The sequence below is a fragment of the Bradyrhizobium huanghuaihaiense genome (assembly GCF_007830635.1).
In the GTDB taxonomy this organism is placed as follows: domain Bacteria; phylum Pseudomonadota; class Alphaproteobacteria; order Rhizobiales; family Xanthobacteraceae; genus Bradyrhizobium; species Bradyrhizobium huanghuaihaiense.
Genome location: NZ_VLLA01000011.1, coordinates 142,896 through 167,365 on the forward strand (window position 1 = coordinate 142,896; position 24,470 = coordinate 167,365).

Genomic DNA, 24,470 nt, shown 5'->3' on the forward strand with positions numbered 1-24,470 from the left:
CCCTGGGATCATTGAAATGCCTGGAGTTGCCTGATGAATGCCGAAACGCAGCAAAGGATTCTTGACGCCGTCGACGCCGGCTTCGAAGCCCAGCTTGCGACCACACGTGATTTCGTCGCGATCCCCTCGACCCGCGGGGCGGAGGGACCGTGTCAGGACATGATCGGCGACCTCCTGCGCGAGCGCGGCTATGAGGTCGACGACTGGCACATCAATGTCGACGATCTCAAGGATCTGCGCGGCTTCGGCCCGATCGAGCACGATTTCTCCAAGGCCCGCTCGGTGGTGGGGACCTACCGTCCGCAAACGAATGGCGGCAAATCGCTGATCCTCCAGGGCCACTGCGACGTGGTGCCTGCGGGGCCTCTGGAGCTGTGGGACACGCCGCCGTTCTCGCCCGTCACCAAGGACGGCAAGATGTTCGGCCGCGGCGCCTGCGACATGAAGTCAGGTACCATCGGCGCGCTCTATGCGCTCGATGCGATCAAGGCGGCGGGCTTGAAGCCGACCGCGCGGATCCATTTCCAGTCCGTGATCGAGGAGGAGAGCACCGGCGTCGGCGCGCTCTCGACGTTGCAGCGCGGCTACCGCGGGGATGCCTGCTTCATCCCGGAGCCGACCGGCGGCAAGATGGTGCGCTCGCAGGTCGGCGTGATCTGGTTTCGCCTGCGCGTGAAGGGACACCCCACCCACGTCGCCTTTGCCGGCTCAGGCTCCAATGCGATCATGGCGGCCTATCATCTCGTCCACGCCCTGCAAAAGCTCGAGATCGAATGGAACGAGCGGGCCAAGGCCGACCGTCATTTCAAGACGCTGAACCATCCCATCAACTTCAACCCCGGGATCATCAAGGGCGGCGACTGGGCTTCCAGCGTTCCGGCCTGGTGCGACGTCGACTGCCGCATCGCGATCCTGCCGGGCTGGTCCGTCGCCGATCACCAGAAGGAGATTTTGGCCTGCGTCGCTGCCGCCTCGCGCAATCACCGCTTCCTCGCCAACAATCCGCCGGAGATCGAATGGTCGGGCTTCCTGTCGGAAGGCTATGAGCTGACCGACGCGGCGGAGCCAGAGGCTGCGTTCGGCAAGGCCTTCAACAAGGTCTATGGCGGCATGCCGGAGGATCTCGTCTTCACCGCGCTGACTGACACCCGCTTCTACGGCCTGAATCATGGCATCCCGAGCCTCTGCTTCGGCGCCAGCGGCGGCGAGATGCACGGCTTCAACGAGTATGTTGAGCTGGACTCGCTGAAGAAGACGACCAAGGCGATGGCCTTGTTCATCGCGGAATGGTGCGGGGTGGAGAAGGCGTAGGCCTCTCCGCCGTCATTGCGAGGAGCCCTTGCGACGAAGCAATCCAGGCTGCCAATGCGGAGGCAGCCTGGATTGCTTCGCTGCGCTCGCAATGACGGATGATAGTGCTGTAGGGTGGGCAAAGGCGCCCTTGCGCCGTGCCCACGAGTTCTACCCGACATGACCAAGTGCGTGGGCACGCTTCCGCCTTCGCTCTTCGAGCTATGGCGGACAAGTCGCTTTGCCCACCCTACGGTATCTCGGCTGGGGCGCCGGTTGCCCGAAACAATGGCGCGCCCAAATCCTTTAAGCTTAAAATAAAGACTAGGATGCCGGCCGCGCCGGTGGCAGACTGGCGCCCGGCTTGTCCGCCGTAGCTCGAAGAGCGAAGGCGGATTTCGCAAGGCCTGGTTCGCCGAGGAATGAACGATGCGCGATTGGGATGATGCTTACGCCAATTCGGCCCATATCCCGGGCTCGGACAAGATGCCCGCGCAATGGGCCGAGCGGGCGGCGGCCTACCGTGCTGGACTGAAGGATTTTCGCGCCGATATCGCCTATGGCTCCGGTGAACGCCAGACGCTCGACCTGATCCTGCCTGACGGCGACAGCAAGGGCCTCGTCGTGTTCGTCCATGGCGGCTACTGGATGCGTTTCGACAAGTCGACCTGGACGGATCTGGCCGAAGGCGCGCGGCATCATGGCTGGACCGTGGCGCTGCCGAGCTACACGCTGGCGCCTGCCGCCCGCATCTCCGACATGACAGCCGAAATCACCGCCGCGATCGCCAAGGCCGCCTCGCTCGTTTCCGGCCCGATCCGGCTTGCAGGGCATTCGGCCGGCGGCCATCTCGTCACCCGCATGCTGTGCGACGACAGCCGGCTCGAACCCGCCGTCTTCAACCGCATCGCCGGCACGCTCTCGATCAGCGGCCTGCATGATCTGCGCCCGCTGCTCAAGACGAAGATGAACGGCACGCTGCGTATGACCATGGAGGAGGCGACGCTGGAAAGCGCGGCGCTGCACCTGCCGCGCGGCCATTCGCCGGTGACCGCCTGGGTCGGTGGCGGCGAACGGCCCGAATTCATCCGCCAGTCCGACCTGATGGCCAATCTCTGGACCGGCTTCGACGTGCCGACACGCCTCGTGGTCGAGCCTGCGCTGAACCATTTCACTGTCATCGACGGGCTGAAGGATCCGTCGTCGCAGATCACCGCGCGCCTGATCGGCCTCGATTGACGAGGCCGGTAATGATCGATCGGGAGGGCCAGCCATGACGTCCAGCGATTACGATCCCGCAAGCGAAGGCGCCGAGACCGATTTCGCCCGGCGGATGTCCTATGGCAATTATCTCGCGCTCGATGCGATCCTCGGCGCGCAGCATCCGCTGTCGGAGGCGCATGACGAGATGCTGTTCATCATCCAGCATCAGACCACAGAGCTGTGGATGCGGCTTGCCATCCACGAGCTCAGCGCCGCACGCCGCGCCATCGCCAAAGACGAGGTTGCCCCTGCGATGAAGATGCTGGCGCGGATGTCGCGGATCTTCGAGCAGCTCAACAACGCCTGGGACGTGCTGCGGACCATGACGCCGAGCGAGTACACACGTTTCCGCTCGCAGCTCGGCCAGTCCTCGGGCTTCCAGTCCCGCCAGTACCGGCTGATCGAATTTTTGCTGGGCAATCGCAACCATGCGATGCTGAAGCCGCACGCGCACGATGTGGAAACGACAAAACTGCTCGAATCTGAGTTGGCGACCCCAAGCCTCTATGACGAGGTCCTCAGGCTCGCCGACCGCAACGGGCTGAAGATGCCGGCCGCGGTGCTGGCGCGGGATGTTCGCGAGACCCACAGCTTCAACGAAGGCGTGCTGCAAGCCTGGCGTATCGTCTATGAGGCGCCGGAGACGCACTGGATGCTCTACGAGCTCGCCGAGAAGCTGGTCGATTTCGAGGATTATTTCCGGCGCTGGCGCTTCAACCACGTGACCACGGTCGAGCGCGTCATCGGCTTCAAGCGTGGCACCGGCGGCACTGGCGGCGTCAGCTATCTCAAGCGCATGCTCGAGGTTGAGCTGTTTCCCGAACTCTGGCGCGTCCGCACCATTCTGTGAAAATGCCCATGACCAGATATCGCGTCTATGACGACACCAAGGCTCTGTTCCATCTGCCTGACGGCGTGATCTATCTCGACGGCAACTCGCTCGGCGCGCTGCCGCTTGGCGTTGCCGAGCGCGTCAATCGCGTCATCACGACCGAGTGGGGCAACGAGCTGATCCGCGCCTGGAACAGTGCAGGCTGGTACGCTCAGCCGCGCCATGTCGGCGATCGCATCGCCCGGCTGATCGGCGCGGAAGCCGGCTCGGTGATGGTCGGCGACACGCTGTCGCTGAAGGTCTATCAGGCGCTCGCGGCGGCGCTCGACATGAACGCATCGCGCAAGGTCGTCCTGTCGGACACCGGCAATTTCCCGACCGACCTCTACATGGCCGAGGGCCTGATCGCGACGCTCGGGCGCGGCCATCAATTGCGCCTGGTGGCACCGGAGGAGATCGAGGCGTCGTTGTCAGAGGAGATTGCGGTTCTCTACATTACCGAGGTCGACTATCGCACCGGCCGCCGCCACGACATGGCGAAGCTGACGGCGAAAGCGCATACGCTCGGCATCGTTACCGTCTGGGATCTCGCCCATTCGGCCGGCGCGCTGCCGGTCGAGCTCGCCGGCTGCGGCGCCGATTTCGCCGCGGGCTGCACCTACAAATACATCAACGCCGGCCCCGGCGCGCCGGCCTTCCTCTACGTCGCGCCGCGCCACGCCGATACGGCGCGTGCAGCCTTGTCGGGGTGGATGGGCCACGCAAAACCGTTTGCGTTCGAGCTCGCTTACGCGGCCGCCGGCGGCGTCGAGCGCATGCGCGTCGGCACGCCGCCGGTGCTGGCGATGGCGGCGCTGGAGGCTTCGCTCGATATCTGGGACCGCGTCGACATCGCCGAGGTCCGCGCGCGATCACTGGCGCTCGGCGATCTCCTGATTGCGGAAGTCGAACGCCGCTGTCCGCAGCTCAAGGTCGTCACGCCGCGCGAACATGAGCGCCGCGGCTCGCAGGTCTCCTTCGCCTTCGACGGCGGTTACGCCGCCATGCAGGCGCTGATCGCCCGCGGCGTCATCGGCGATTTCCGTGCGCCCGACATCATGCGGTTCGGGATCACGCCGCTGTATATCGGCGAGAGCGAGATCATGAGGGCGGCCGAGATCGTCGAGGAGGTGATTTCAGGCGAGGTGTGGCGGCGGCCGGAATATCAGGTCGTGAACGCCGTGACGTGAACGGGGAGGACCGGCGCCGCGGGCGGATCCTCCCCCCGTGTTCATGCGCCGAACGTGCCGTAAGGCGCGAAATGCGGGTCGTAGGACGGGCTCTTGATGATGCTGTGGAGCTGCCGTCGGCGAGCCCCCATGTTGCCGCCGTCATAGAGCGGGAAGCACATCGCGTCGTTCATGAGTTCTGCCAGCGGGTGCATGTCGGTGTAGCTGTCGACCCCGACCAGGCGCATGCAGTCGTAGACGACGTCCACGCAGGTCTCCGAGCAGAACACTTTCGTCATCACGGCGAGCTCGTGCGCCGTTCCGCCCGACAGATCGTATTGCTGGCAGGATTTCCAGGTCAGGTAGCGGCAGGCCTCGATCTTCATCTTGATGTCGGCCAGCATGTAGCCGACGGTGGGATAGTCGATGATGGGGTGGGGCCCGGAGCGGGCGTCCTTCCTGGCAAAGGCGAGCGCGTGATCGAAGGCGGCGCGCATGACGCCGACGCAGGCGGCGCCGATCAGCGCGGCGGTCCAGGCGAAGTTGGTGGACACGATCTTGATCCCGTCGCCGGGCTTGCCGATGATATTGTCGGCGGGAACGCGGACATTCTCGAACTTCATCCGCGGCGAGATCGTCGCCCGGTGGCCCGCCGTATCAAGAATTCCCGTCACCTGCACGCCGGGCAGGTTGCCCGGCACCATGATGACGGCGAGCGACTCCTGCGCGCCCTTGCTCGGATCGGTTCGGCACACCACGGCATAGAGATGGCAGTTCTTGCCGTCCCAGCCGGTCCCATTCGTCGTGTAGTGCTTCTCGCCGTTGATGATCCATTCGTCGCCCTCGCGCCTGGCAAACGTCTTCACGCCGAAGCGCGGATCGGCAGCATCGAAGTTCGCGCCGCCCGTCACCTCGGTGAAGGCGAGCGCGCCGAGCCGGGTTCCATCCTCGATGAAGTCAGGCAGGAAGCGCTGCTTCTGCGCCCCGGTGCCGAAGAACACGATGGGTTTGACGCAGAGACCGGTCCCGAGCAGCGTGCTGGGCACGTTGACATCGACCGCGGCCAGTTCTTCGGCGGCGATGGCGAAGTCGAGTGCGGGAACGTCGGTGCCGCCAATCTCCTTCGGAAACAGTCCTTTGACGAAGCCGGCTTCGACCGCCTTCTTGTGAAACGGCCGGGTTGCATAGAAGCGCTCGTCCGGCTTGCTGTACTGGCGGATCGTCGGCCGGACGTCCTTCAGCACGGTGTTGGCGAAGCTGCGTGCGCCTTCGCGAAGCGCGGCCTGCTCCGGGCTGAGCGTGAAATCGATAGGCATGGCTTCCTCCTCAAGACGTCGAGACGTGTTGACACGCCGTCCCATGGCGCGCTGCGATCGACGGGAGGAAGGCTATGCGCGGTCGTAACGACGGTCTTGCCCGACAGCGCCCGGGCTTTGTGCTGACAGTGAACAGACCGTATTGGGCAGTCGTTCTGTCTCATCGGTTGCCGAATGTTTGTGCTGCATGCTGGTGTCGTTCTGGCATGGAAAGTGCTTTTTTAGATGCCAGTGTCACTCTGTGTCGAGGATTTGCCATGGAGACCTGGACCACGAACGATCTGCCCGAGCGGGATCAGTTCAGCTATTGGAGAGAGGTCCTCTGCGAGGCCTATATCGCGCTCAATCCGGTGCGCGAGCCCGCGGCGGGCGGCTTTGCCGGGCATGTCACCGCCCATCCGCTTTCGACGATCAACGTCACTACCATCTCGTCCGGCCGTCAGAAGATCTATCGCGGGCGCTCCGAGATCAGCCGCATGCCGACGGAAGTCTATTTCCTCAATCTCCAGCTCCGGGGGCAATGCTGCATGCAGCAGGGCGGTCGCGCCGCGCTGCTCAATCCCGGCGAGTTCTCGATCGTGGATTCGACCGAGCCTTATCTCAACGACTATTGCAGTGACGATTGGGAGCAGTACTCGTTCCGGATTCCGCGGCACCTGCTGCGTCCGCTGCTGCGCAATCCCGACAAGGCGACGGCCACGATCGTCGCCGACAATGGCGGCATCAGTACGGTCGCCATCGATCTGCTCAAGTCGATCGTCCGCAATGTGGAACGGCTGTCGCCGACCGGAGCGACCTTGAGCAGCAGCATGGTCGAGCTCGTGGCCATGTCGCTCGGTGCGACGCAGACCGCGCAGGAGATGGCGCGAGGCTCCGCGCGGCAGGCGCTATGTTGCTCGCTGGTCACTCACATCGAGACGAACGTCGCCGATCCCGAGCTGGCGCCGGCCAAGGTCGCCGCCCATTTCGGCATCTCCGTGCGCTATCTGCACAAGGTGCTGGAGGAGGGCGGTCGATCGTTCGGCCGCCTGGTCCTGGAGCAGCGCCTCGAGCGTTGCGCCAGGGATTTCGCGAAGCAGAAGGCGGACAGCGAGACGGTGACCGAGATCGCCTTGCGCTGGGGCTTCAACGACCTCTCGCATTTCAGCCGGACATTTCGCCAGCGGTTCGGAAAGACGCCGCGGGAATATCGCAGCGAGGGCGCGTGAACCGCCGGCGCCTCGTCAGGCGGCGCGCTCCAGCCGCCTGAATGCGCTGTCCATGTAGAGCAGGGGATCGACGTCCTGCTCGGCGTGTCCGACCTGCAAGACCTCGCCGAGAAAGATGGTGTGGGTCTCGTAGGCCAACCGTTGCACCACCTTGCAATCGAACGCGGCGAGCGCCGAAGCCAGCACGGGCGCGCCGGTGATCTGCGTCCGCCAATCTCCGGACGTGAACCTCTCTGCGCGGCGCAACGATTTCGAGAAGACGTCAACAAGTTCGAGGTCAGCGGCGGCCAGCAGGTTGACGGCATAGACGCCGGACCGATCGATGACGTCATGCGCCGAGGCGTTCCTGTTGATGCAGATCAGCAGGGTCGGCGGCGCCGTGCTGACCGAGCTGATGGCGGTTGCGACCAGCCCGGCACGCTGTCCGGCGGCGGCGCTCGTGATGAGCGCGACGCCGGAGGCAAATCTCCGCATCCCCGACTTGAAGGCGTCGGCCCTCGACATCGCGTCGAAGGCAGGCTCGGAACGGTCCATGACGGTCTCGTTCATCATGCGCGTTCCGTCTGCCACTTGACGCCGGTGCTGCCTGCGCTCTTCTCGCCGCCGCCCTTGAAGGCGCCGCGATAGCGCGCGGCGGGGTGTCGGTCGTTCAGCCGGCCGCCGCTGCCGGGGAACATCTTTTCGCGCAACGTGCCCGGTGCGTATTCGCGCTGGGCAAGGCCGCGTTTCTGCAGCACCGGGATGACGTGTTCGATGAAGTCGCGATAGGAGCCCGGAAAATACTGGCAGATCATGTTGATGCCGTCGACGCCCGCATCCTGCCAGGCCTCGAGCTGGTCGGCGATGCTCTCGGGCGTTCCGACGATGCGGCTGTTGTAGGACAGCGCGTAGGCGAGATCCTGGACGCGCACCTTCTTGCCGGGGTTGCTGGCCTCGAACATGCTGATGAATCCGCGCAGGCCCTCGATGTTGGCTTGTTCGATCGGCATGTCGCGGTCGAGCATGCCGAGGTCGATGCCCATGTCCCGGCTGATATGTGCGGCGAGGCCGTCATAGCTGACGCCCTTGTCGATCTCCTCGGATTTGCGCCACGCTTCTTCCTCCGTGCTGCCCACGACGAAGGAGAAACCCTGGATGAACTTCAGGTCCTCCGGCCGCCGTCCGTGGGCTGCCGCGACGGCGCGGGTCGCCGCGATACCTTTGCGCGCGCCTTCGATGGTCGGATAGAGCACGAAAGTGCCTTCCGCATTACGGGCGGCGAAGGACTGGCCGACCGGCGAGGCGCCGGCCTGATACAGCACCGGCGTACGCTGCGGCGAGGGCGAGCAGAGATGCGGCCCCAGCACCCTGTAGCGCTCGCCGGAATGGTAGATTCGGTGGATCTTGCTGGCGTCGGCATAGACGCCGTTCTCCCTGTCGCCGAGCACGGCGCCTTCGTCCCATGAGCCTTCCCAGAGCTTGTAGACGACATCCATGTACTCGTCGGCGCGGCGGTAGCGCTCGTCGTGCGGAATGATCTCGTCGAAGCCGAAATTCTGTGCGGCGTTATGGCTGACGCTGGTGACGATGTTCCAGCCGATGCGCCCGTTGCTGAGATGATCCAGCGTCGACAGCCGGCGCGCGAAGCTGAACGGATGCTCCGACATGATGGAGCTGGTGAAGGTGAGGCCGAGGTTCTCGGTGACGCCGATCAATACCGCGGAGAGCGCGGCGGAATCGTTGCAGGGGATCTGCAAGCCTTCCCTAATGTAGGTGTCCCACGATCTTTGTAGGCCGGGTCGATGCCGATGACGTCGGCGAGGAACAGCGCGTCGAAGCAGCCTTGCTCGAGAAGCTTGGTCAGCTCGATCCAGGTGCTCAGCTTGTCGAAATGCATCTGCGTGCTGTCGGGGTGGCGCCAGAGCCCGTGATAGATGTGGGAGACGACATTCATCGAGAAGCAGTTCAGGATCAGACGATTGCGCATGGACAAGCCTCTGGGTTGCGAAGGTTTCGTCGGATCAGAGGCTAGCGACGTGCCGGTGGAGCGTCTTGCTTACGCGCGCCCGGCGTTTGTGCTGGGAGGGAACAGCAGGGGCAGCTGAGCATGAGGTGTTCGAGAATCGAATTCGATGTCTCCGCAAGCGTCATTGCGAGCGTAGCGAAGCAATCCAGAATCTTTCCACGGGGCAGTCTGGATTGCTTCGCTGCGCTCGCAATGACGAGGTTGCAGAACGCTTCAAATCTCCGTCCGTCACCCTGAGGCGCGAGCCGCGGTGCGCAGCAGCGTGAGCGAGCCTCGAAGGACGACGGCCCGGCTGTATCTCGGCCGTTCATCCTTCGAGGCTCCCTGTGCGCCGCTTTGCGTCGCACGGCTCGCATCTCAGGATGACGGAGCTGCCGACAGAGCTCGCTGTTACACGCGCTCGCCCCACAACGCCGCAACGATCGCATCCAGCCCATCCGTCAGCGCCGCCGGTCCCGGCTGCAGGATGATCGGCGACTTGATCTCGACGATGCGGTCGTCGCGGACGGCGGGGATGTCGCTCCAGCCAGCGCGCGCGTGGATGCGGGCAGGGACGACCTTCTTGCCGCACCATGAGGCGAGGATGATGTCGGGTGCGGCTTCGCGCACCGCCTCCGTCGAAACGATCCGATCCTTTGCCGCCTGCCGATGGCGCAATTCCGGAAACACATCCTCACCGCCGGCGATCTCGATCAGCTCGGAAACCCAGCCGATGCCGGAGATCAGCGGATCGTCCCACTCCTCGAAATAGACCTTTGGCCGCGGCGAGGGGCGGCGTGCTGCCGCGATTGCGGCAAGGCGGCGTTCGAAGCTTTGGGCCAGTTCCTCTGCGCGCCCGCCCGCACCGACCAGCGCACCCAGTGTCCGGATCATCGCCAGGATGCCAGCGACGTCCCGCTGGTTGAAAACGTGGACGTCGACGCCGGCCCGCACAAGATCGGCGACGATGCCGGCCTGGAGATCGGAGAAGGCCAGCACCAAATCCGGCTCCAGCGCCAGGATCTTCGGGATGTCCGCGGAGACGAAGGCCGACACCCGCGGCTTCTCCCGCCGCACCTGCGGCGGACGGACGGCGTAGCCGGAGACACCGACGATGCGGTCCTGCTCGCCGAGCAGGTAGAGTGTCTCGACCGTCTCTTCGGTCAGGCAGACGAGGCGGCGGGGCGGGTAGTGGAGCATGGTGGACCATATGCGCTCATGCCGCTGCGGATGTCACGGCGGCCATTACCTCGGACGTCATTGCTTTGCCGCGCGAAGCAATTCACGCTGAGAACACAACGAATTGGGAGGAGATCCGATGACGCCGCTCGAGAAACTTAAAGCGATGAAGATGCCGTTCGCCGAGCTCAAAGGCGTCGAGTTCGTCGAGGCCGAGAAGGACCGCGTGGTGGCGCGGATGACGGTCCGGCCTGATCTCTGCACGCTGCATCACACCATCCATGGCGGCGCGCTGATGGCGCTGGCCGATTCCGTCGGCGCTGCGGCGACCGTGATCAACCTGCCCGAGGACGCCAAGGGCACGACCACGCTGGAGAGCAAGACCAATTTCATCGGCGGAGCCAAGGAGGGGGCCACGGTCATCGCCACCGCCACCCCGGTCCACCGGGGCCGGCGGACCCAGGTTTGGACCACCCGGCTGGAGACCGAGGACGGCAAGCTGGTGGCCGTGGTGACCCAGACCCAGCTGGTCCTGTAAGACTACGGGGCCTTGATTTTGTTAACGAAATAGTCGTTCCCGATGCCGCTAAGTTGGGCAGGCTCCCGCCTTGAAAAGCGTGTTGCGATGCACAATATAGGGAGCCTAGGGATTCGAACGCCTCCTCGAGGGACACCAAGAGGAGTTTTGACGTGGTACTTGAAGACACCGCCCGCGCGACGTCCGTTCCGGGCTATGTGCGGACCCTGAGCCAGCAGGAAGAATTGCCGCTTCTGCGCGATCACCTGCTGAGACTCGATGCCGAGAGCCGGCATGACCGTTTCAACGGCTTTCTCGACGACAGCTTCATCGAGCGTTACGCCGCCCGCTGCGCCGAGGACGGCACCGTCATCGTCGCCTATATCGTCGATGGCGTGGTCCGCGGTGCAGCCGAGCTACATCCGCCGGAGGGTGATTCGCTGCCCGAGGTTGCCTTCAGCGTGGAAGCCTCGGCGCGGCGCCAGAACGTCGGCACCATCCTGTTCAGCCGCCTGATCGCGGAAGCGCGCTGGAAGGGTTTTAAGCACCTGCGCATCACCACGGGCGCCGAGAATCACGCGATGCGGGCGCTCGCCAGGAAGTTCGGCGCGCATCTGCAATTCCGCCACGGTGAATCGACCGGCACGATCGATCTCACCAAGACGACCGAGGACGAGCTGGCCGATCTCGCGGCCGCGCCGTTCAAGGCTGGGCGCGCGCTTCTCAGCTTCAACTCGACCTGCTGGAAGATCATCTCCAGCATGTACGGCAATCGCGCCGCCTAGTTCAAAGGCCGGCTGGAATCAAAAAAGCGGACCGGCAAAACCGGTCCGCTTTTGTATGTCGGATCGAGAAATAAACGCTCAGGTGCCGGTGCGCGTCGCGGCGCTGAAGCGGCGAACGACGCGGCGTTCGACCACCACCGAGCGCTGCGCGCCCTGTTCGCCGGCGATCACGCGCGTGGCGGTGATGCGGCTGTTGGTGCGGGCCTGCTTCTTCACCTCGGCCTGGACGACATCGAGCGGCATCCCCATCAGAGCTGCGGCGATCTCGGCCTGCTGCTCCTGGTCGTCGGTGATACCGACGGCGGCGAAGATCGCCTCGTCCAGGGTCGGCGGATCGTGACGCACGCGCCGCGTGCCATATTTGGTATTCCAGTCTGCGCTCATGGGGGCCTCGTTTCGATCCGGGATACCTAGTGCCGCCTATGTTGCATTGCAATATGAAATTGGTGTGGCATCTCAGCTATTCACCACTTGCATCGATCCGGTGTCAGGGTGGTGGCGGAGCACCGGCATCGGCCTCGTCCCGGTGCTGTGGCCAGCGCTTCAGGGCGGCGTGTCCAGCCTCAGTAAGCCCGTAGATTCCCCGCTCGGCACGCTCGAACCAGCCATACACATTGTTAAGCAAGATCTTGCCGGCATCGGGACAGCGCACACGCAGCTCGCGCACGGGCCGCGGGCCTGTCGCGAGCTCCGACGCGCAAGCCAGCGCCTGCTGCCGGTAGGCCGTCATGATCGGCGCGCGCGTGCTGCCGCCGAGCACGGGATCGCCCTGGCGGCGCTGATGCTCGGCAACGAGCCGTGAGCGAATCTTCGGCTCGCGGCGCGGGGCCGCCGTCGGCGGCTTCACCAGCACCTCGACCTGGCCGCGGTCGGTGACCCCCAGCATGCCGAAGCCGAGGCGGCGGCAGAGATTGCGGTAGCGCGCGTCGCTCTCGCGTCCCTTGCCACGCGCGGACATTTTTGCGGCGATCCAGACTTCGTCGCCCGCCGGTGCGCGGTCGACCGCCTGCAGGATCAGCTCGAGATTGAAGGCGAGCTTGAGTTCGCCGATCACCACCACAGGCGGATCGCCGGCGCTGAGGCCGACGAGATCGCAGCCGCCGATCTCGCCCTTGACGGTGAAGCCGAGCTGTTCGAGGAAGCGTTTGACGGGCAGGTAGAGCGCGGTTTCCACTTGTGGTCCGATCGAAGAATCAGTTGCGTGCAGTCTAGAGCCTTCTCGGCTCCGATTGAATCCGAGCCTCGCCCGGACGTTCCGATCTGAACGCAGCTACACCCGCCCGCCGACCGGGATCAGCGCGCCGGTGATGCCGCTCGCCGCGTCGCTGGCGAGGAACAGGATCACCTCGGCGAGTTCCTGCGGCGTCACCCACTTGGAAAAATCCGCCTTCGGCATGTCGGCGCGGTTGGCCTTGGTGTCGATGATCGAGGGCAGCACCGCGTTCACGGTGACCTTGCCCTTCCACTCGCTGGCGAGCGCCTCGGTGAGCCGATGCACACCGGCCTTTGAGGCGGCATAGGGGCCCATGCCGTTGCCGGCCTGGAGCGCGCCCATGGCGCCGATGTTGACGATGCGGCCGGCCCTGGACGCGGCGAGATGCGGTAGCGCTGCGCGCGAGGTGTTCAGCGCCGTCAGCACGTTTAGCGCATACATGCGTTGCCACGTCGTGATGTCGCCGTCGCCGACGGTCTCGAAGGCGAAGCCGCCGGCGATGTTGATCAGTGCGTCGAGCCGGCCGAAATGCTTCGCTGCCGCATCGATCGCCGTTTTCGCCTGTGCCGCGTCGGACAGATCGACGCCGCCGATCTCGATGCGCTCGGGCGTCGCCGCTAGTTGCGAGGGCGCATGATCGATGCCGGCGATGCGCGCACCGCGGGACTGCGCGATGTCGGCAACCACTTTGCCCAGCGCGCCGAGCACGCCGGTGACGACCAGAACCTTGCCTTGCATCATCGTTCTCCCGGCGCAGTGGCTTATGTTTGCAGATAGCGCGCCTTCAGTGCGGTGCGCTCTGCTGTGCCGAGCTTGAGCCCATCGCGCAAGTAGGTTTCGAGATCGCCATAGTCGCGCCCGACGGCTTCGAAGGCGGCCGCCAGGTACGAGGCCTCGACCGAGCCGATCGCGTTGAGAACGTCGGCGGGAAGATCGGCGGCGTTCGATGGGTCGCGCTTGTAGTGCTGGTTGGTCAAAAGGTAATCCTCGGCAATGACGTCCTCGGGCACGCCCAGCGCATGCAGGATCAGCGCGCTGGCAAAGCCGGTGCGGTCCTTGCCGGCGGTGCAGTGGATCACGAGCGGAGCGCGGTCTTCGAGCAGATGGCTGAACAGCGCGCGAAAGCTGTGCGTGTTGTGGCGAACATAGTTGCGATAGGATTCGCGCATGAGTTCGAGCGCGACCGGTGCGGTCAACGTGCCCTGCGCGAGCTCGGCGCGCAGCGCGGCGACGACCGTCGGCTCGATCGGCAGCGAATACACCGCGATCTCGTTGACGACGCAGACGCCGGCCGCGCGCTCCTCGACACCGCGAAAATCGAATGCGCTTCGGACGCCGAGCGCGCGCACGATCTCGACATCGGCTGCGGTGAGCTGCCCGAGATGATTGGAGCGGAAGATGTGCCGCCAGCGCGTGGTGCGGCCGTCGGCGGTCCGATAGCCGCCGAGATCGCGAAAGTTGCTGGCGCCTTGCAGGGCGAGATGGCGGGCAGGGGAGTCTTTCAGGGAAGAGTCTTGCATGGGATCAGCTTGGGTTATGGTTCCAACGGACGCACGGCGGGCGTCCTTGAGGTCTATTACAGGGGGCGATCATGGGCCGGCACAAGGCCATTGTTTTGGCGATCACCACGCTGGCGGTCGGATTTTCGGGAGTGCGGCAGGCGGATGCGCAGACCTTCCGGACCTACCGCTGCGCCGATGGTACGCAGTTCATCGTGGGATTTTATGACGACGACAAGCGCGCCTTCCTCCAGATCGACGGCGCACCCGTCACGCTCGCCAAGCGGCTGTCGGTCTCGGGCGCACGCTATTCGGGGGCGGGGATCACGCTTGTTATCGGCACGACCGGAACGACCACGGTCAAGCATCTGAAGCGGCCGGTCACGGCCTGCGCAGTGATCGAAAAGCCCGGGATCTAGCCGGGGGGACGACTGGAATCAAAAAGGGCCGAAACACCGTTGTTTCGACCCTTTTTCAAACTGCCGCCGGCTGCTTGCGAGAGCGCGGCGGTACCAAACCAGCAGCTGGCATTAGCGTTCCCATTTGGGCTTGGCTTCGTCGACCGCATCCTGGTGGTACCAGCTCTCGCTGCAGATCGAGACGTTCGCGGGAAGCGAAGCGTGATCGGCGGGAAGGCGGGTCTCGCCATAGCGGCGTCCGGCGAGAGCTGAGCGGCCCCCGACAGGGAATTGGTAGATCTTCGCAGATCCGTGACTCAGACCATTGTTCATCATTGCGATTCTCCTTGGTCGAAGCGCCTTTGCCTCCATGGTGCGCCCGACTCGTTCGATTGTGGTTACTGGAATCCCCATATCGGCCGCGCATCCCGAATTGGAAAGTGCTGAAAAGGAGATCAGTTGCGGCCTATTTTGTAGGCACGCAGCTGCCTGCACCCCCAAAGGCACCGTATGAGTGGCTAACGCCTAGGCCATTCCAAAGGTTGCTAGGCAGGGGCCCGGGGCTTTACGAAAATTGCCGGACGTTGATGCGCGTTTCATCGGCACCCCCCGGCGCCGGTCGGCCTGCTCCAGAATCAGGCGTTTTCTGCGGGATTTTTGCGGTGCAGCTTCACGCGAAGGTGCGCGGCTATGACGCAGGTCGCTGTGGACGGTTTGCCGGCGTCGCGGCGAGGCCGGCTGCCGTGGAAAACCTCCCGCACTGCGGCCTTTTGGCACGTTAAATGCTTGTAGAGGGCCGGCCGATGATGGCCGGGTACAAAACGTGCGGGGGCCCCAGGGCCCCCAACCTTTCGCATCATCTACAGAGAGGCTCAATGACCAAGTATAAGCTCGAGTACATTTGGCTCGACGGATATACGCCGACTCCGAACTTGCGCGGCAAAACTCAGATCAAGGAATTCGCGTCGTTCCCGACGCTTGAGCAGCTTCCGCTCTGGGGCTTCGATGGCTCCTCCACCCAGCAGGCCGAAGGCCACAGCTCCGATTGCGTGCTGAAGCCGGTCGCCGTGTTCCCGGACGGAGCGCGCACCAACGGTGTGCTCGTGATGTGCGAAGTCATGATGCCCGATGGCAAGACCCCGCACGCCTCCAACAAGCGCGCCACCATCCTCGACGATTCCGGCGCCTGGTTCGGCTTCGAGCAGGAATACTTCTTCTACAAGAACGGCCGTCCGCTCGGCTTCCCCGAGTCCGGCTATCCGGCTCCGCAGGGCCCGTACTACACCGGCGTCGGCTACTCGAACGTCGGCGACGTCGCCCGCAAGATCGTCGAAGAGCATCTCGACCTCTGCTTGGCCGCCGGCATCAACCATGAAGGCATCAACGCTGAAGTCGCGAAGGGCCAGTGGGAATTCCAGATCTTCGGCAAGGGCTCCAAGAAGGCCGCTGACGAAATGTGGATGGCCCGCTACCTGATGCTGCGCCTCACCGAGAAGTACGGCATCGACATCGAATTCCACTGCAAGCCGCTCGGCGACACCGACTGGAACGGCTCGGGCATGCACGCCAACTTCTCCACCGAGTACATGCGTACGGTCGGCGGCAAGGAGTACTTCGAGGCGCTCATGGCTGCCTTCGACAAGAACCTGATGGACCACATCGCCGTCTACGGCCCGGACAACGACAAGCGTCTGACCGGCAAGCACGAGACCGCGCCGTGGAACAAGTTCAGCTACGGCGTTGCCGATCGCGGCGCCTCGATCCGCGTTCCGCACTCCTTCGTCAACAACGGCTACAAGGGCTATCTGGAAGACCGCCGTCCGAACTCGCAAGGCGACCCATACCAGATCGCTTCGCAGATCCTGAAGACGATCTCGTCCGTGCCGACCGACAAGAAGGCCGCGGCCTAAGATCCTCCCGGCCCGGGCTGGGGGCTGGCCCGGGTTGGCTCACAATCCGCCGGAGCTGCAAGGCTCCGGCGGATTTTTGCATTCTGATGACAGCCATCCCCAACGATGCGCGGGGCTGCGCCGCGCGAAATTTGTCCGCCGCCGTCGAAAGCGGGATAGAGTGCCCTGGATGCGCGCTGGGGCCGGGGACACGGCTGGTGTTTGAGGGTTTCTACAAGGTGCGGTTTCAGCTCGGCGACGCCGTCGGCCGGAGCGTGATGCATGCCGGCAACGGCAAGATGCTCGGCGGCAATTCGGCTTTCGCCCATATCGGCACCTACGAGAAGACCAACGAGGGCGTGGACGTCGTGATCAAGACGGTCCGGCACAATCCCGATCCGAACTACCGCGCCATGGCCGGCACTGATGATGCGACCCTGCTGGCGAAGGGCTGGGCCGATGGCGATCTCTATCGCTTCAAGGGCGAGCTGAAGGAACTGCCGGGCGTGCCGTTCCAGTCGGTGATGACGCCGATCACGGAGGACGAGGTGCCGATCGCCGGCGGCGTCGGCGAGGGCGGCATCGCTGACGGCCTCTACTCGGTGCATCTGCGCATGCTCGACGGCATCGACGGCGGCCTCACCGGCGTGGTGCTGCTCAACCAGGGCCGCATCCTCGGCGGCGATGCGGCGTTCTACTATCTCGGCAGCTACACCGCCGCGAAGGGCCGCTGGAAGGGGCAGATCCTCAACCAGGAGCACACGCCCGCCAAGGACGATCCGATCTTCGGCGGCCACGAGGTCGGCATCGGCTTCTCCGGCAGCTATGACGCCGAGGAGGCGGTGCTGGAGGCGACGGCGCTTGCGGGCAAGCGATCCTTGCGCCTCACCGCCGCGCTCAAGCTGATGCACCGCGCCTGAACGCTTTTCCGGGAATTCACATGGCAAACACCATCCGCATGCTTTCGACGCTCGGCCTGGCGGGCGCGATGCGCAGCCTGTCCTCCGCCTTCGAGACCGCCAGCGGCATTCATGTCGATGCCGACTTCGCGCCGACCCTGGCACTGCTCAAGCGGCTGCGCGAGGGCGAGGCCGCCGATCTCGTCATCCTCACGCGCGAGGGGCTCGACGAGGTGATCGGCGAGGGCCGCGTCGTTGCCGAGAGTGCAGCCGATCTGGCGCGCTCCTATGTCGGCATTGCCGTGCGGGCAGGGCAGGTGCATCCTGATATCGGCAGCGAAGCCGCGCTGCGCCAGAGGCTGCTCGCCGCGCGGTCCGTTGCCTATTCGCGGCTCGGTGCGAGCGGCGTGTACTTCGCCCAGCTGATCGTGCGGATGGGGATCGCGGCCGAGATCAATGCCAGGGCCACCATCGTCGAGCAGGGTTTTACGGCAGAGCGGCTCGTCAGCGGCGAGGCGGACCTTGCCGTGCAGCAGATCAGCGAGCTGAAGCAGGTCGGCGGCATCGAGGTGGTCGGCCCGATCCCGCATGAGCTGCAAACGCCCGCCGTCTTTTCCGCCGGCCGCATGGCGAACGCGAACAATGCCGTCGCGGCCGACCGGCTGCTGCGATACCTGGCCTCACCGGAGGTCGTTCCTGTCCTCCGACAATCCGGGCTCGAGCCTTGAATTTGCCGGAGCGGGGACGCAACGTGTCGTCCATGCGAACTCATCTCCTCGCCATCGCCGTCGCACTCGCCGCGCCCCTCGCAGCTCACGCGCAATCGGCCGACCTCGTCCTGTGCGAGCGGGTTGCGGCCGATCCCAGCGATCCCGACAAGCCGGCCGACGTGAGGGGCGTTGCGGAGATTGCTGCCTCCGACGTTGCGACCGCGATCAAGTTCTGCAGGCAGGCCGCACCGTCATCGCGCCGCGCGATGTTCGCGCTGGGGCGCGCCTATGCGGCCAACCGGCAGACGGCGGAGGCGATCGCCGCCTGGCGCAAGGCGGCCGACAAGGGATCGAGTGCGGCGATGGTCGAGCTCGGCGTGCTCTACGGCACCGGCGCCGGCGTCGCCAAGGATGAAGCGCAGGCGCGCAAATTATTCGAGAAGGCGGCGCAAGCCGGTAATCCCCGCGGCGTCAGCAACCTTGCCGCGCTCGGCAGCGCAGGTGGCGCAGCGCCGGCCGATCCCGCCCAGGCCCGCGCGCTGCTGGGCAAGGCCGCCGAGACCAATGCGGAGGCGCAGTACCAGCTCGGCCTGATGCTGTCTGAAGGCGATGGCGGCGCGAAGGACGACGTCGCGGCGCGCGCGCTGTTCGAGAAGGCGGCGGCGCAGAACCATCCCGGTGCGCTGGAGCGGATGGGCGCCTTCGCGGAAGGCGGCCGCGGTGGGCCCAAGGACAAGGACGCCGCAAAGGCCTATTACGAGCGCGCCGCAGCGCTCGGCGACGACGATGCCAAGAAGGCGCTGGAGCGCATTCGCTGTCCCTATGCGATCAAGGACAAGCAGGGCAAGCTCGTCACCACGCTGTGCTTCTAAAGCGCGATGAGATCGCGCTTAGATTCTTTGTTTGAGCATGATCTTTTCGGAAAGCCGCTGCACACTTTTCCGGATCATGCTCTAGCTCACTTCATGTAGTAGGCGAGATTGTTGCGGGCGTCGCGATAGGTGGTATCGAGAAAGTCGGGATACTCGGCGGCGGCCTGCGCCACGGCGCGCACGACGCAGGCCCAGAAATCGCCGTCCCATTTGAAATGCGCTTCAGTCGCGCTCTCGAACTTGACGGCGGTGATGATGGCCTTCCGGATCGCATCGTCGTCGGCATACGGATGGGCCCGCTTCACGTAGCCGAACATCGGTCCCTCATGGGCGTGGTCGCGATCGTAGCGGTATTTCTCCGCCATCTGCTGCGGCGTCAGGGTGCGGTTGATGCGGACCTCCTCGGCGGTCGGGCGCCCCTCGATCGAATCCAATCGGTAGCGCCAGCGCCAGAGTTCGAAGGCGGCATCGAGCAGCGGCTGCTTCGCCGCACTGGCGATGAATTCGGCGATCTGCTCTTCGGGGGATGGCTCTGTCTGCTGCATGCGCCTTGGTCGCAAGCTTGCGCCTGACGGTTCGAAGCAGGGGAGGAACCGGCTCCGGCGCCGGTCGTTGAACCCCGATCAGCAGGAGGCCCGATCATGATCCGCAAACTGGCATCCGGCGAATACCGCCTCTATTCACGCAAGGTGAATCCGAAGACCGGCAAGCGCCGCAACCTCGGCACCTTCAGGAGCCGCGCGGCGGCCGAGAAGCACGAGCGCGAGGTGCAGTATTTCAAGCGTCACTGAGGCCCCAAAGCAAAAAGTCGAAAAACAACCCCATGCACAGTAGGCGGGGCACTGAAATCACAGCGAAATCCCGGTCTGCTGATTTTACGAAATCAATTTGACCCGTCGGGCAAAACAGGGGCATAATGGCACCATGGCAGAGCGCGGCCTCCCGGGGAGCCCTGCGCGGAAAAGCCGGGTGGAATCGGTGCGGCAGCAGTGCTAGGTAGCCGACGATTCCTTTTGATTTTGCGGGCGAATTGCGTTGCTGGACGGTCTCTACAAGGTTGAATACGGCGTCAACGATGCGGTCGGCTGCAGCATCATGTGCCTGCATGACGGCAAGATGCTGGGCGGCAATTCGGGTTTTGCGCATCTTGGCACCTATGTCGAGCGCGACGGCGAGATCATCGCCGAGGTCATCACCGAACGGCACAACCTCGATCCCAACTACAAGCCGCTGATGGGGGCGGACGTCGCCAAGATCGGGGCGCGCGGCCGGCTGCACGGCAACGAGATCCGTCTGCAGGGCGGCGCGGACACCATGCCGGGCGCCCATTTCTGGGCCAACATGACGCGGCTCGACGACGGGGCGCTGCCGCCACGCGGTGCGATCGGGCCGGGCGGTATCGCCAACGGGCTCTACGGAATGGGCCTGCGCGCGCTCGACGGCGTCGATGCCGGCCTGTCCGGCGTGATGCTCCTGATCGACGGCCGCATTCTCGGAGGCGATGCGTTCTTCTATTATCTCGGCTCCTATTCCTCGGCGGACGGCCGCTGGAAGGGCGAGATGCTCAACCAGGAGCACACGCCGGCGAAAGGCGAGAACCCCGTGTTCGGCGGCTACGAGGTCGGGATCGGCTTCTCCGGCACCTGCACGGAAGACAGCGGCGAGCTCGAAGGTATCGCGCTCGCCGGCAAGCGCAGCCTGCGGCTGGCAGCTTCGCTCAAGCTGATGCGGCGGGCTTAGGGGCGCACACGCATTGGCATAGGGTATCCGCTTGGTGAACTGAAGCAGGCCTCACGCCTCGCCCAAGCCAATCTCAGCAAGTGACCCGTTTCGGACATTCTCTCAACGGCCGGCGAGCTGAATAGCGCCGGCCGGCCTTGGGCATCATGCATCGCTCACGGGCGAACGCGGACGATCGTATTCCCCTTGCGCCGCCCGGTCGGATTCAAGGCGGCGACCGCATCGTCGAAGGTCGAGACCTTGCCGATGTTCGTCCGCAGTCGTCCGTCGCGCACCCGCTGGACGATCTCACTCAGTTGGGAACGATCGGGCTCGACGACAAAGTCGAGTGCCAGTCCGTCGGAGGGCCGCGCCTCGGCCCGGCCCGACGATGGTGACCAGTATTCCTCCGGCTCGTATCAGTCCTGCGGACCGCTTCTGGATGTCACCGCCGATGACATCGAACACCACATCGACTTTGCCGACGTCTTCCAGGGCGTCGTTGTCGAGATCGACGAACTCCTTCGCGCCGAAGTCGAGCGCCGTCTGACGGTCGGCGGCGCGTCCGGAGCCGATGACGTGGGCGCCGGCCTCTCGTGCGAGTTGCGTCACCATCGAACCGACCGCGCCGGCCGCGCCGTGTGCGAGGACGCTTTGCCCCGCCCGAAGACGGCCATGCTGGAACAGCCCTTGCCATGCGGTCAGGCCCGAGACGGGCAGGCTCGCGCCTACCGTGAAGTCGACGTCACCCGGCAGCGGCGCGAGGTTGCGTGCCTCGATCGCTATATACTCGGCCAGCGTGCCGTCGCGATACCAGTCCGCGAGGCCGAACACCCGCTGTCTGATTGACAACCCCGTCGTGCCATATCCGAGAGAGGTGACCACTCCGGCCAGCTCGTGCCCAGGGATCGACGGTGCTCGGTCGTGCTCGAGGCGATCGGTCCAAGTCGAGGGCCACGTCAGCTCGGTCGGGACAAATCCCGACGCATGAACCTGAACAACGACATCGTTTATCAATGCCTGCGGCTCGGGCCGGTCGACCAGCTTCATGCCCGCCGTTCCCGCGGCCTGTTCCGTCACAACGATCGCCTTCATGGGAATATCTCCTCGGTCACTGTTTCTCTGGTGCAATGGGCGTGTAGCTCACGAAACTCAATATTTCGGGGACCGATTCACTCCGTCGCCCTCGCGCACCCACCTTGTTGAGGCTCTGACCTGATCGCCTGTGCATACCAACGTTCGGCCGCCATCATCCTGGCCCGCGCCGTTTTCGTCCTGCCCTGATAAGGCGGTCGATCCGAGCATGGATGTCCTTGGTGCGTTCGGCTGCGGCCAGTGAGCGATGATCAGATAGCGGCTCGACACGCGTGTTGTCCCACAGCACAAAGCGACCTTCGGCCGCTCTGATCACATAGCGTGAGTCCGCGATAGGATCGCTCATCCTTCTTTTCAATGCTGTTCTCCAACGGCAGAACGCAGGAAGGTCGATCCGTTTTCACCGTACCGGCGAACAAAAATTGTCTCGATCGCTTTGCCGAGCTGCTCGATTAAGAACGGCTTTCGTAGTACCGGGCAGCAGCGGAAAGGCTCAGGCAGTGCGGGAGATACGTAGCCGGTCGCAAACAGAAACGGCAGCTTGCGTCTCTCAAGGACGTCGACGATGGGTAGAATGAGCTGCCCATTGATGCTGACATCGAGAATGGCAAGATCGAACCGAGACGACTCGGCTATGGGACGAGCGTCTTCGATGCTCCCCGCTTCTGCGACGACGCGATGGCCAAGTTCTTCGACCATTTCAGCGATCATCATTCGGATGAGCGCTTCGTCTTCGACCAAGAATATGTCCAGCATAACGCACTCGGACCTAGATCCCTCCCCGCCCAGCGAAGCAGTACAAGACAGCCCAGAAGCACACACGATCAATAGCGCGCCGCAGTCAACTGGCTGCGCGTTTGGGTGCACTTCACGTCAGCAATCGTGGAAAGAGTGTGCCGAGCGACGGCATGGCCTGCCCCACTTGGTGGATGCAGATACTTCGGTGCCTCGCTCCTTTCGGCAGCTATCAGGCACGCAATTCGCTCGACCGGTGCAGAGAGGCTACTCCGTCTTCTGTCGAACGCCTAACGAATAACGACGGCGCGTATGCATGTTGGGGCAAAGAATACCTGACAATAAGTATCAGTCCGCTGCCCTCGCATAGGTTCACTCGCGAAGAGGGCTGCCGGCCGCATCAATGCAACCTGCGATTTCGCCACCTCTTTTATAAGGAGCCGCTCGTGCCGGGTTCTACTGGTGGCGTGGCATGAACGGCGCTTTGGTTCGAGGTCGCCAAGTTTGTGCACACTGAACTTTCGGCATCGAGCCCCGTTGTTGTTCATCGCCAAACTCGATGCTGGCATTGGCGACTGAGAGACTGGTGCTCCCGCCCCCAAAGAAATTGGGTTGCGAGCATGTGCGAAAAGTGCCTCGAGTTAAATGAGAAGATCACGCACTATCGCCGAATTGCAGAGGCGTTTCCGTTCGACACGCTTACGGCCGATCGTATTGCAAGCGAAATCTGCAACCTTGAGCACGCACGGGTCTCGGCGCATGCCCTTGTACCGCCCCCCAAATAAGGCCGCCTCAGCGGTGTCTTTCGAGGTCTGCGCAGGCGACTCAAACCGTCGGATGAGCAGACTGGCGAATTTATGCCAAGCGCTCGCTTTAGCCGTAGGGTACCAGGCGGCTGAGATTGATCTCGCTAATTGCTTAGAAGGCTGCTACACCGTTCGCATCACCGCGCGCTACGTGGCTGTTATCGGTGACTGAGAGCTTTGCGCTCCCGCCTCAACCCAAGAGAAGGCGGTCAGATGTCAAATTCCGGCAAATTCGACATTCGTGAGTGGCTCGTACCACCTTTGTTGGTACCGGTCTTCCTCGTACTGCTGATTGCGGTGACGGTCCTTTTATAGCGGTAAGTCCGTTCAATCACCATGCGTCAGCACTGCAAACCGGGGCGTTGAGCCAGTTCAAGCCAAACGGGAGCCCAAAATGGCAAACACGGCAATCATTAGGGATGCCTACGGTATTCCGGCAATCTTCGTTGGTTCTAAAACTGGCCGGGACGATGCGCCCTTTGTTTTTGTGAGGGTCGGAGGTGAGGAGCGCCGGATGCGTTGGTCCGAATGGCATGCTCTTCCGGCCTGGACCGGCGAGAGTCCAACCTGGGTGAGTAAAACCAGATAGCTGTGGAGTGTTTCAGCATGAGGATGGTTCGAACAGGCACATGGATCGCGGCGCTTTTGCTGGCATCGGTACTGGGCATATACACGCCAGCAGCTTTTGCCGCGGAGCCGAACTGCCGTGCCATCGAAAGCACCAGTGCGCGCCTCTCCTGTTACGATGCGGCGTTCCCCCCAAGAACCAGGAAGCCCAATGAAGCCAGCATCGAGTCGTCGTCAGGCTACAAGGATCCATTTCTCGCGGAAGAAGCCCGAACCGCCGCGAAGCTAAAGAATATTTGCCGCGGTTGCTGAGCTTCGCTTCCGAACATGCGCGCCAATTAAGAGACCCTGTAAGATGACGAACGATGCTAAAGATCGCCGAGTGGGCCGCCAACGAAAGCGCGCTCTTCATCTGGCGGGCACGGTTTTGGATGGGAGGGCTGACCGCTCTGCGAGTTCTAAGGACCAATCGGCGAGAAAGCAGCG

The 24,470-nt window shown here is 63.9% G+C and carries 27 protein-coding genes and 1 pseudogene; 14 read left to right on the forward strand and 14 right to left on the reverse strand.

Features of this window, described 5'->3' with window-relative positions; translation table 11 throughout:
• Positions 1-33: 33 nt before the first annotated feature.
• The 4 genes from IQ16_RS22625 (at position 34) to kynU (ending at position 4,614) form a co-directional block, all read left to right on the forward strand.
• Positions 34-1,311 carry an ArgE/DapE family deacylase gene (locus tag IQ16_RS22625; RefSeq protein WP_018644744.1) on the forward strand — a complete coding sequence of 426 codons (1,278 nt, stop codon included), beginning with the start codon at positions 34-36 and terminating at the stop codon, positions 1,309-1,311.
• 408 nt (positions 1,312-1,719) lie between these two features.
• On the forward strand, positions 1,720-2,529 hold the full coding sequence (locus tag IQ16_RS22630) for an alpha/beta hydrolase (RefSeq protein ID WP_018644743.1): 810 nt from the start codon (positions 1,720-1,722) through the stop codon (positions 2,527-2,529).
• A 34-nt stretch (positions 2,530-2,563) separates the two neighbouring features.
• Positions 2,564-3,403, forward strand: a complete 840-nt coding sequence (gene kynA / locus IQ16_RS22635; protein WP_018644742.1) for a tryptophan 2,3-dioxygenase — start codon at positions 2,564-2,566, stop codon at positions 3,401-3,403.
• An 8-nt stretch (positions 3,404-3,411) separates the two neighbouring features.
• Positions 3,412-4,614: a kynureninase gene (kynU, locus tag IQ16_RS22640; RefSeq protein WP_020607960.1), complete on the forward strand. Its 1,203-nt coding sequence runs from the start codon at positions 3,412-3,414 to the stop codon at positions 4,612-4,614.
• A gap of 41 nt (positions 4,615-4,655) precedes the next feature.
• On the opposite strand, the gene IQ16_RS22645 is transcribed toward kynU, so the two are convergent.
• Complete coding sequence (locus IQ16_RS22645) at positions 4,656-5,909, reverse strand: acyl-CoA dehydrogenase family protein (protein WP_018644740.1); 1,254 nt, start codon at positions 5,907-5,909, stop codon at positions 4,656-4,658.
• Positions 5,910-6,166: 257 nt separating this feature from the next.
• Here IQ16_RS22645 and IQ16_RS22650 point away from each other — a divergent pair, with 257 nt between their 5' ends.
• Entirely contained in the window at positions 6,167-7,117 is a 951-nt protein-coding gene (locus IQ16_RS22650) for an AraC-like ligand-binding domain-containing protein (protein WP_018644739.1), read from the forward strand.
• 15 nt (positions 7,118-7,132) lie between these two features.
• On the opposite strand, the gene IQ16_RS22655 is transcribed toward IQ16_RS22650, so the two are convergent.
• The 4 genes from IQ16_RS22655 to IQ16_RS22665 all read right to left on the reverse strand — a co-directional run bounded on the left by IQ16_RS22655 (position 7,133) and on the right by IQ16_RS22665 (position 10,301).
• The gene (locus tag IQ16_RS22655; RefSeq protein WP_018644738.1) at positions 7,133-7,669 is read right to left on the reverse strand and encodes a flavin reductase family protein; all 537 of its coding nucleotides are present in this window, start codon (positions 7,667-7,669) and stop codon (positions 7,133-7,135) included.
• The gene (locus IQ16_RS22660; RefSeq protein WP_244635811.1) at positions 7,666-8,853 is read right to left on the reverse strand and encodes an NtaA/DmoA family FMN-dependent monooxygenase; all 1,188 of its coding nucleotides are present in this window, start codon (positions 8,851-8,853) and stop codon (positions 7,666-7,668) included. The genes IQ16_RS22655 and IQ16_RS22660 overlap by 4 nt, the downstream gene beginning before the upstream one ends.
• Positions 8,808-9,083, reverse strand: coding sequence for a hypothetical protein (locus tag IQ16_RS46630; RefSeq protein ID WP_244635813.1), 276 nt, complete (start codon positions 9,081-9,083; stop codon positions 8,808-8,810). The genes IQ16_RS22660 and IQ16_RS46630 overlap by 46 nt, the downstream gene beginning before the upstream one ends.
• A gap of 429 nt (positions 9,084-9,512) precedes the next feature.
• Entirely contained in the window at positions 9,513-10,301 is a 789-nt protein-coding gene (locus IQ16_RS22665; RefSeq protein WP_018644736.1) for a cobalamin-binding protein, read from the reverse strand.
• Between the two features lie 118 nt (positions 10,302-10,419).
• Here IQ16_RS22665 and IQ16_RS22670 point away from each other — a divergent pair, with 118 nt between their 5' ends.
• Both IQ16_RS22670 and IQ16_RS22675 read left to right on the forward strand, forming a co-directional pair.
• The gene (locus IQ16_RS22670) at positions 10,420-10,818 is read left to right on the forward strand and encodes a PaaI family thioesterase (RefSeq protein WP_018644735.1); all 399 of its coding nucleotides are present in this window, start codon (positions 10,420-10,422) and stop codon (positions 10,816-10,818) included.
• 152 nt (positions 10,819-10,970) lie between these two features.
• On the forward strand, positions 10,971-11,582 hold the full coding sequence (locus tag IQ16_RS22675) for a GNAT family N-acetyltransferase (protein WP_018644734.1): 612 nt from the start codon (positions 10,971-10,973) through the stop codon (positions 11,580-11,582).
• Positions 11,583-11,660: 78 nt separating this feature from the next.
• On the opposite strand, the gene IQ16_RS22680 is transcribed toward IQ16_RS22675, so the two are convergent.
• From IQ16_RS22680 to IQ16_RS22695, 4 genes are all read right to left on the reverse strand, one after another.
• The gene (locus IQ16_RS22680) at positions 11,661-11,966 is read right to left on the reverse strand and encodes a hypothetical protein (RefSeq protein WP_018644733.1); all 306 of its coding nucleotides are present in this window, start codon (positions 11,964-11,966) and stop codon (positions 11,661-11,663) included.
• A 103-nt stretch (positions 11,967-12,069) separates the two neighbouring features.
• Entirely contained in the window at positions 12,070-12,756 is a 687-nt protein-coding gene (locus tag IQ16_RS22685; RefSeq protein WP_018644732.1) for a DUF2161 domain-containing phosphodiesterase, read from the reverse strand.
• 96 nt (positions 12,757-12,852) lie between these two features.
• A complete protein-coding gene (locus IQ16_RS22690; RefSeq protein WP_018644731.1) occupies positions 12,853-13,533 on the reverse strand; it encodes an SDR family oxidoreductase in 681 nt (226 codons plus the stop codon).
• A gap of 23 nt (positions 13,534-13,556) precedes the next feature.
• On the reverse strand, positions 13,557-14,300 hold the full coding sequence (locus IQ16_RS22695) for a tyrosine-protein phosphatase (RefSeq protein ID WP_026312259.1): 744 nt from the start codon (positions 14,298-14,300) through the stop codon (positions 13,557-13,559).
• An 86-nt stretch (positions 14,301-14,386) separates the two neighbouring features.
• Here IQ16_RS22695 and IQ16_RS22700 point away from each other — a divergent pair, with 86 nt between their 5' ends.
• Complete coding sequence (locus IQ16_RS22700) at positions 14,387-14,713, forward strand: MliC family protein (RefSeq protein ID WP_018644729.1); 327 nt, start codon at positions 14,387-14,389, stop codon at positions 14,711-14,713.
• Between the two features lie 111 nt (positions 14,714-14,824).
• Here the strand turns inward: IQ16_RS22700 and IQ16_RS22705 are convergent, their stop codons facing one another.
• Positions 14,825-15,028, reverse strand: coding sequence for a DUF2735 domain-containing protein (locus tag IQ16_RS22705; protein ID WP_018644728.1), 204 nt, complete (start codon positions 15,026-15,028; stop codon positions 14,825-14,827).
• Positions 15,029-15,567: 539 nt separating this feature from the next.
• Between IQ16_RS22705 and IQ16_RS22715 the strand changes: the two genes are divergently transcribed.
• The 4 genes from IQ16_RS22715 (at position 15,568) to IQ16_RS22730 (ending at position 19,062) form a co-directional block, all read left to right on the forward strand.
• Entirely contained in the window at positions 15,568-16,602 is a 1,035-nt protein-coding gene (locus tag IQ16_RS22715; protein ID WP_018644727.1) for a glutamine synthetase beta-grasp domain-containing protein, read from the forward strand.
• A gap of 197 nt (positions 16,603-16,799) precedes the next feature.
• Entirely contained in the window at positions 16,800-17,501 is a 702-nt protein-coding gene (locus IQ16_RS22720) for a GrlR family regulatory protein (RefSeq protein WP_018644726.1), read from the forward strand.
• Positions 17,502-17,521: 20 nt separating this feature from the next.
• On the forward strand, positions 17,522-18,208 hold the full coding sequence (locus IQ16_RS22725) for a substrate-binding domain-containing protein (RefSeq protein ID WP_018644723.1): 687 nt from the start codon (positions 17,522-17,524) through the stop codon (positions 18,206-18,208).
• A 32-nt stretch (positions 18,209-18,240) separates the two neighbouring features.
• Complete coding sequence (locus IQ16_RS22730; protein WP_018644722.1) at positions 18,241-19,062, forward strand: tetratricopeptide repeat protein; 822 nt, start codon at positions 18,241-18,243, stop codon at positions 19,060-19,062.
• 86 nt (positions 19,063-19,148) lie between these two features.
• Here IQ16_RS22730 and IQ16_RS22735 read toward each other — a convergent pair whose 3' ends face one another.
• Positions 19,149-19,607, reverse strand: a complete 459-nt coding sequence (locus IQ16_RS22735; protein WP_018644720.1) for a hypothetical protein — start codon at positions 19,605-19,607, stop codon at positions 19,149-19,151.
• 96 nt (positions 19,608-19,703) lie between these two features.
• Here IQ16_RS22735 and IQ16_RS22740 point away from each other — a divergent pair, with 96 nt between their 5' ends.
• The gene (locus tag IQ16_RS22740; protein WP_007591825.1) at positions 19,704-19,853 is read left to right on the forward strand and encodes a hypothetical protein; all 150 of its coding nucleotides are present in this window, start codon (positions 19,704-19,706) and stop codon (positions 19,851-19,853) included.
• A gap of 244 nt (positions 19,854-20,097) precedes the next feature.
• Positions 20,098-20,802 (forward strand): hypothetical protein, encoded by a 705-nt coding sequence (locus tag IQ16_RS22745; RefSeq protein ID WP_018644719.1) that lies wholly within the window; start codon positions 20,098-20,100, stop codon positions 20,800-20,802.
• A 155-nt stretch (positions 20,803-20,957) separates the two neighbouring features.
• On the opposite strand, the pseudogene IQ16_RS22750 reads toward IQ16_RS22745, so the two are convergent.
• From IQ16_RS22750 to IQ16_RS22765, 3 genes and pseudogenes are all read right to left on the reverse strand, one after another.
• Positions 20,958-21,876: pseudogene (locus IQ16_RS22750) on the reverse strand (NADP-dependent oxidoreductase).
• A gap of 154 nt (positions 21,877-22,030) precedes the next feature.
• Positions 22,031-22,222 carry a hypothetical protein gene (locus tag IQ16_RS22760; protein ID WP_145831762.1) on the reverse strand — a complete coding sequence of 64 codons (192 nt, stop codon included), beginning with the start codon at positions 22,220-22,222 and terminating at the stop codon, positions 22,031-22,033.
• 8 nt (positions 22,223-22,230) lie between these two features.
• Positions 22,231-22,632 carry a response regulator gene (locus IQ16_RS22765; protein ID WP_018644718.1) on the reverse strand — a complete coding sequence of 134 codons (402 nt, stop codon included), beginning with the start codon at positions 22,630-22,632 and terminating at the stop codon, positions 22,231-22,233.
• Positions 22,633-24,470: the final 1,838 nt, after the last annotated feature.

What these genes read in the sequence shown, in the direction of transcription:
- IQ16_RS22625 (WP_018644744.1), top strand. Translation starts at nt 34, where the DNA reads ATGAATGCCGAAACGCAGCAAAGGATTCTTGACGCCGTCGACGCCGGC.
- IQ16_RS22630 (WP_018644743.1), top strand. Translation starts at nt 1,720, where the DNA reads ATGCGCGATTGGGATGATGCTTACGCCAATTCGGCCCATATCCCGGGC.
- kynA (WP_018644742.1), top strand. Translation starts at nt 2,564, where the DNA reads ATGACGTCCAGCGATTACGATCCCGCAAGCGAAGGCGCCGAGACCGAT.
- kynU (WP_020607960.1), top strand. Translation starts at nt 3,412, where the DNA reads ATGACCAGATATCGCGTCTATGACGACACCAAGGCTCTGTTCCATCTG.
- IQ16_RS22645 (WP_018644740.1), bottom strand. Translation starts at nt 5,909, where the DNA reads ATGCCTATCGATTTCACGCTCAGCCCGGAGCAGGCCGCGCTTCGCGAA.
- IQ16_RS22650 (WP_018644739.1), top strand. Translation starts at nt 6,167, where the DNA reads ATGGAGACCTGGACCACGAACGATCTGCCCGAGCGGGATCAGTTCAGC.
- IQ16_RS22655 (WP_018644738.1), bottom strand. Translation starts at nt 7,669, where the DNA reads ATGATGAACGAGACCGTCATGGACCGTTCCGAGCCTGCCTTCGACGCG.
- IQ16_RS46630 (WP_244635813.1), bottom strand. Translation starts at nt 9,083, where the DNA reads ATGCGCAATCGTCTGATCCTGAACTGCTTCTCGATGAATGTCGTCTCC.
- IQ16_RS22665 (WP_018644736.1), bottom strand. Translation starts at nt 10,301, where the DNA reads ATGCTCCACTACCCGCCCCGCCGCCTCGTCTGCCTGACCGAAGAGACG.
- IQ16_RS22670 (WP_018644735.1), top strand. Translation starts at nt 10,420, where the DNA reads ATGACGCCGCTCGAGAAACTTAAAGCGATGAAGATGCCGTTCGCCGAG.
- IQ16_RS22680 (WP_018644733.1), bottom strand. Translation starts at nt 11,966, where the DNA reads ATGAGCGCAGACTGGAATACCAAATATGGCACGCGGCGCGTGCGTCAC.
- IQ16_RS22690 (WP_018644731.1), bottom strand. Translation starts at nt 13,533, where the DNA reads ATGCAAGGCAAGGTTCTGGTCGTCACCGGCGTGCTCGGCGCGCTGGGC.
- IQ16_RS22700 (WP_018644729.1), top strand. Translation starts at nt 14,387, where the DNA reads ATGGGCCGGCACAAGGCCATTGTTTTGGCGATCACCACGCTGGCGGTC.
- IQ16_RS22705 (WP_018644728.1), bottom strand. Translation starts at nt 15,028, where the DNA reads ATGATGAACAATGGTCTGAGTCACGGATCTGCGAAGATCTACCAATTC.
- IQ16_RS22715 (WP_018644727.1), top strand. Translation starts at nt 15,568, where the DNA reads ATGACCAAGTATAAGCTCGAGTACATTTGGCTCGACGGATATACGCCG.
- IQ16_RS22725 (WP_018644723.1), top strand. Translation starts at nt 17,522, where the DNA reads ATGGCAAACACCATCCGCATGCTTTCGACGCTCGGCCTGGCGGGCGCG.
- IQ16_RS22730 (WP_018644722.1), top strand. Translation starts at nt 18,241, where the DNA reads ATGCGAACTCATCTCCTCGCCATCGCCGTCGCACTCGCCGCGCCCCTC.
- IQ16_RS22735 (WP_018644720.1), bottom strand. Translation starts at nt 19,607, where the DNA reads ATGCAGCAGACAGAGCCATCCCCCGAAGAGCAGATCGCCGAATTCATC.
- IQ16_RS22740 (WP_007591825.1), top strand. Translation starts at nt 19,704, where the DNA reads ATGATCCGCAAACTGGCATCCGGCGAATACCGCCTCTATTCACGCAAG.
- IQ16_RS22760 (WP_145831762.1), bottom strand. Translation starts at nt 22,222, where the DNA reads ATGAGCGATCCTATCGCGGACTCACGCTATGTGATCAGAGCGGCCGAA.
- IQ16_RS22765 (WP_018644718.1), bottom strand. Translation starts at nt 22,632, where the DNA reads ATGCTGGACATATTCTTGGTCGAAGACGAAGCGCTCATCCGAATGATG.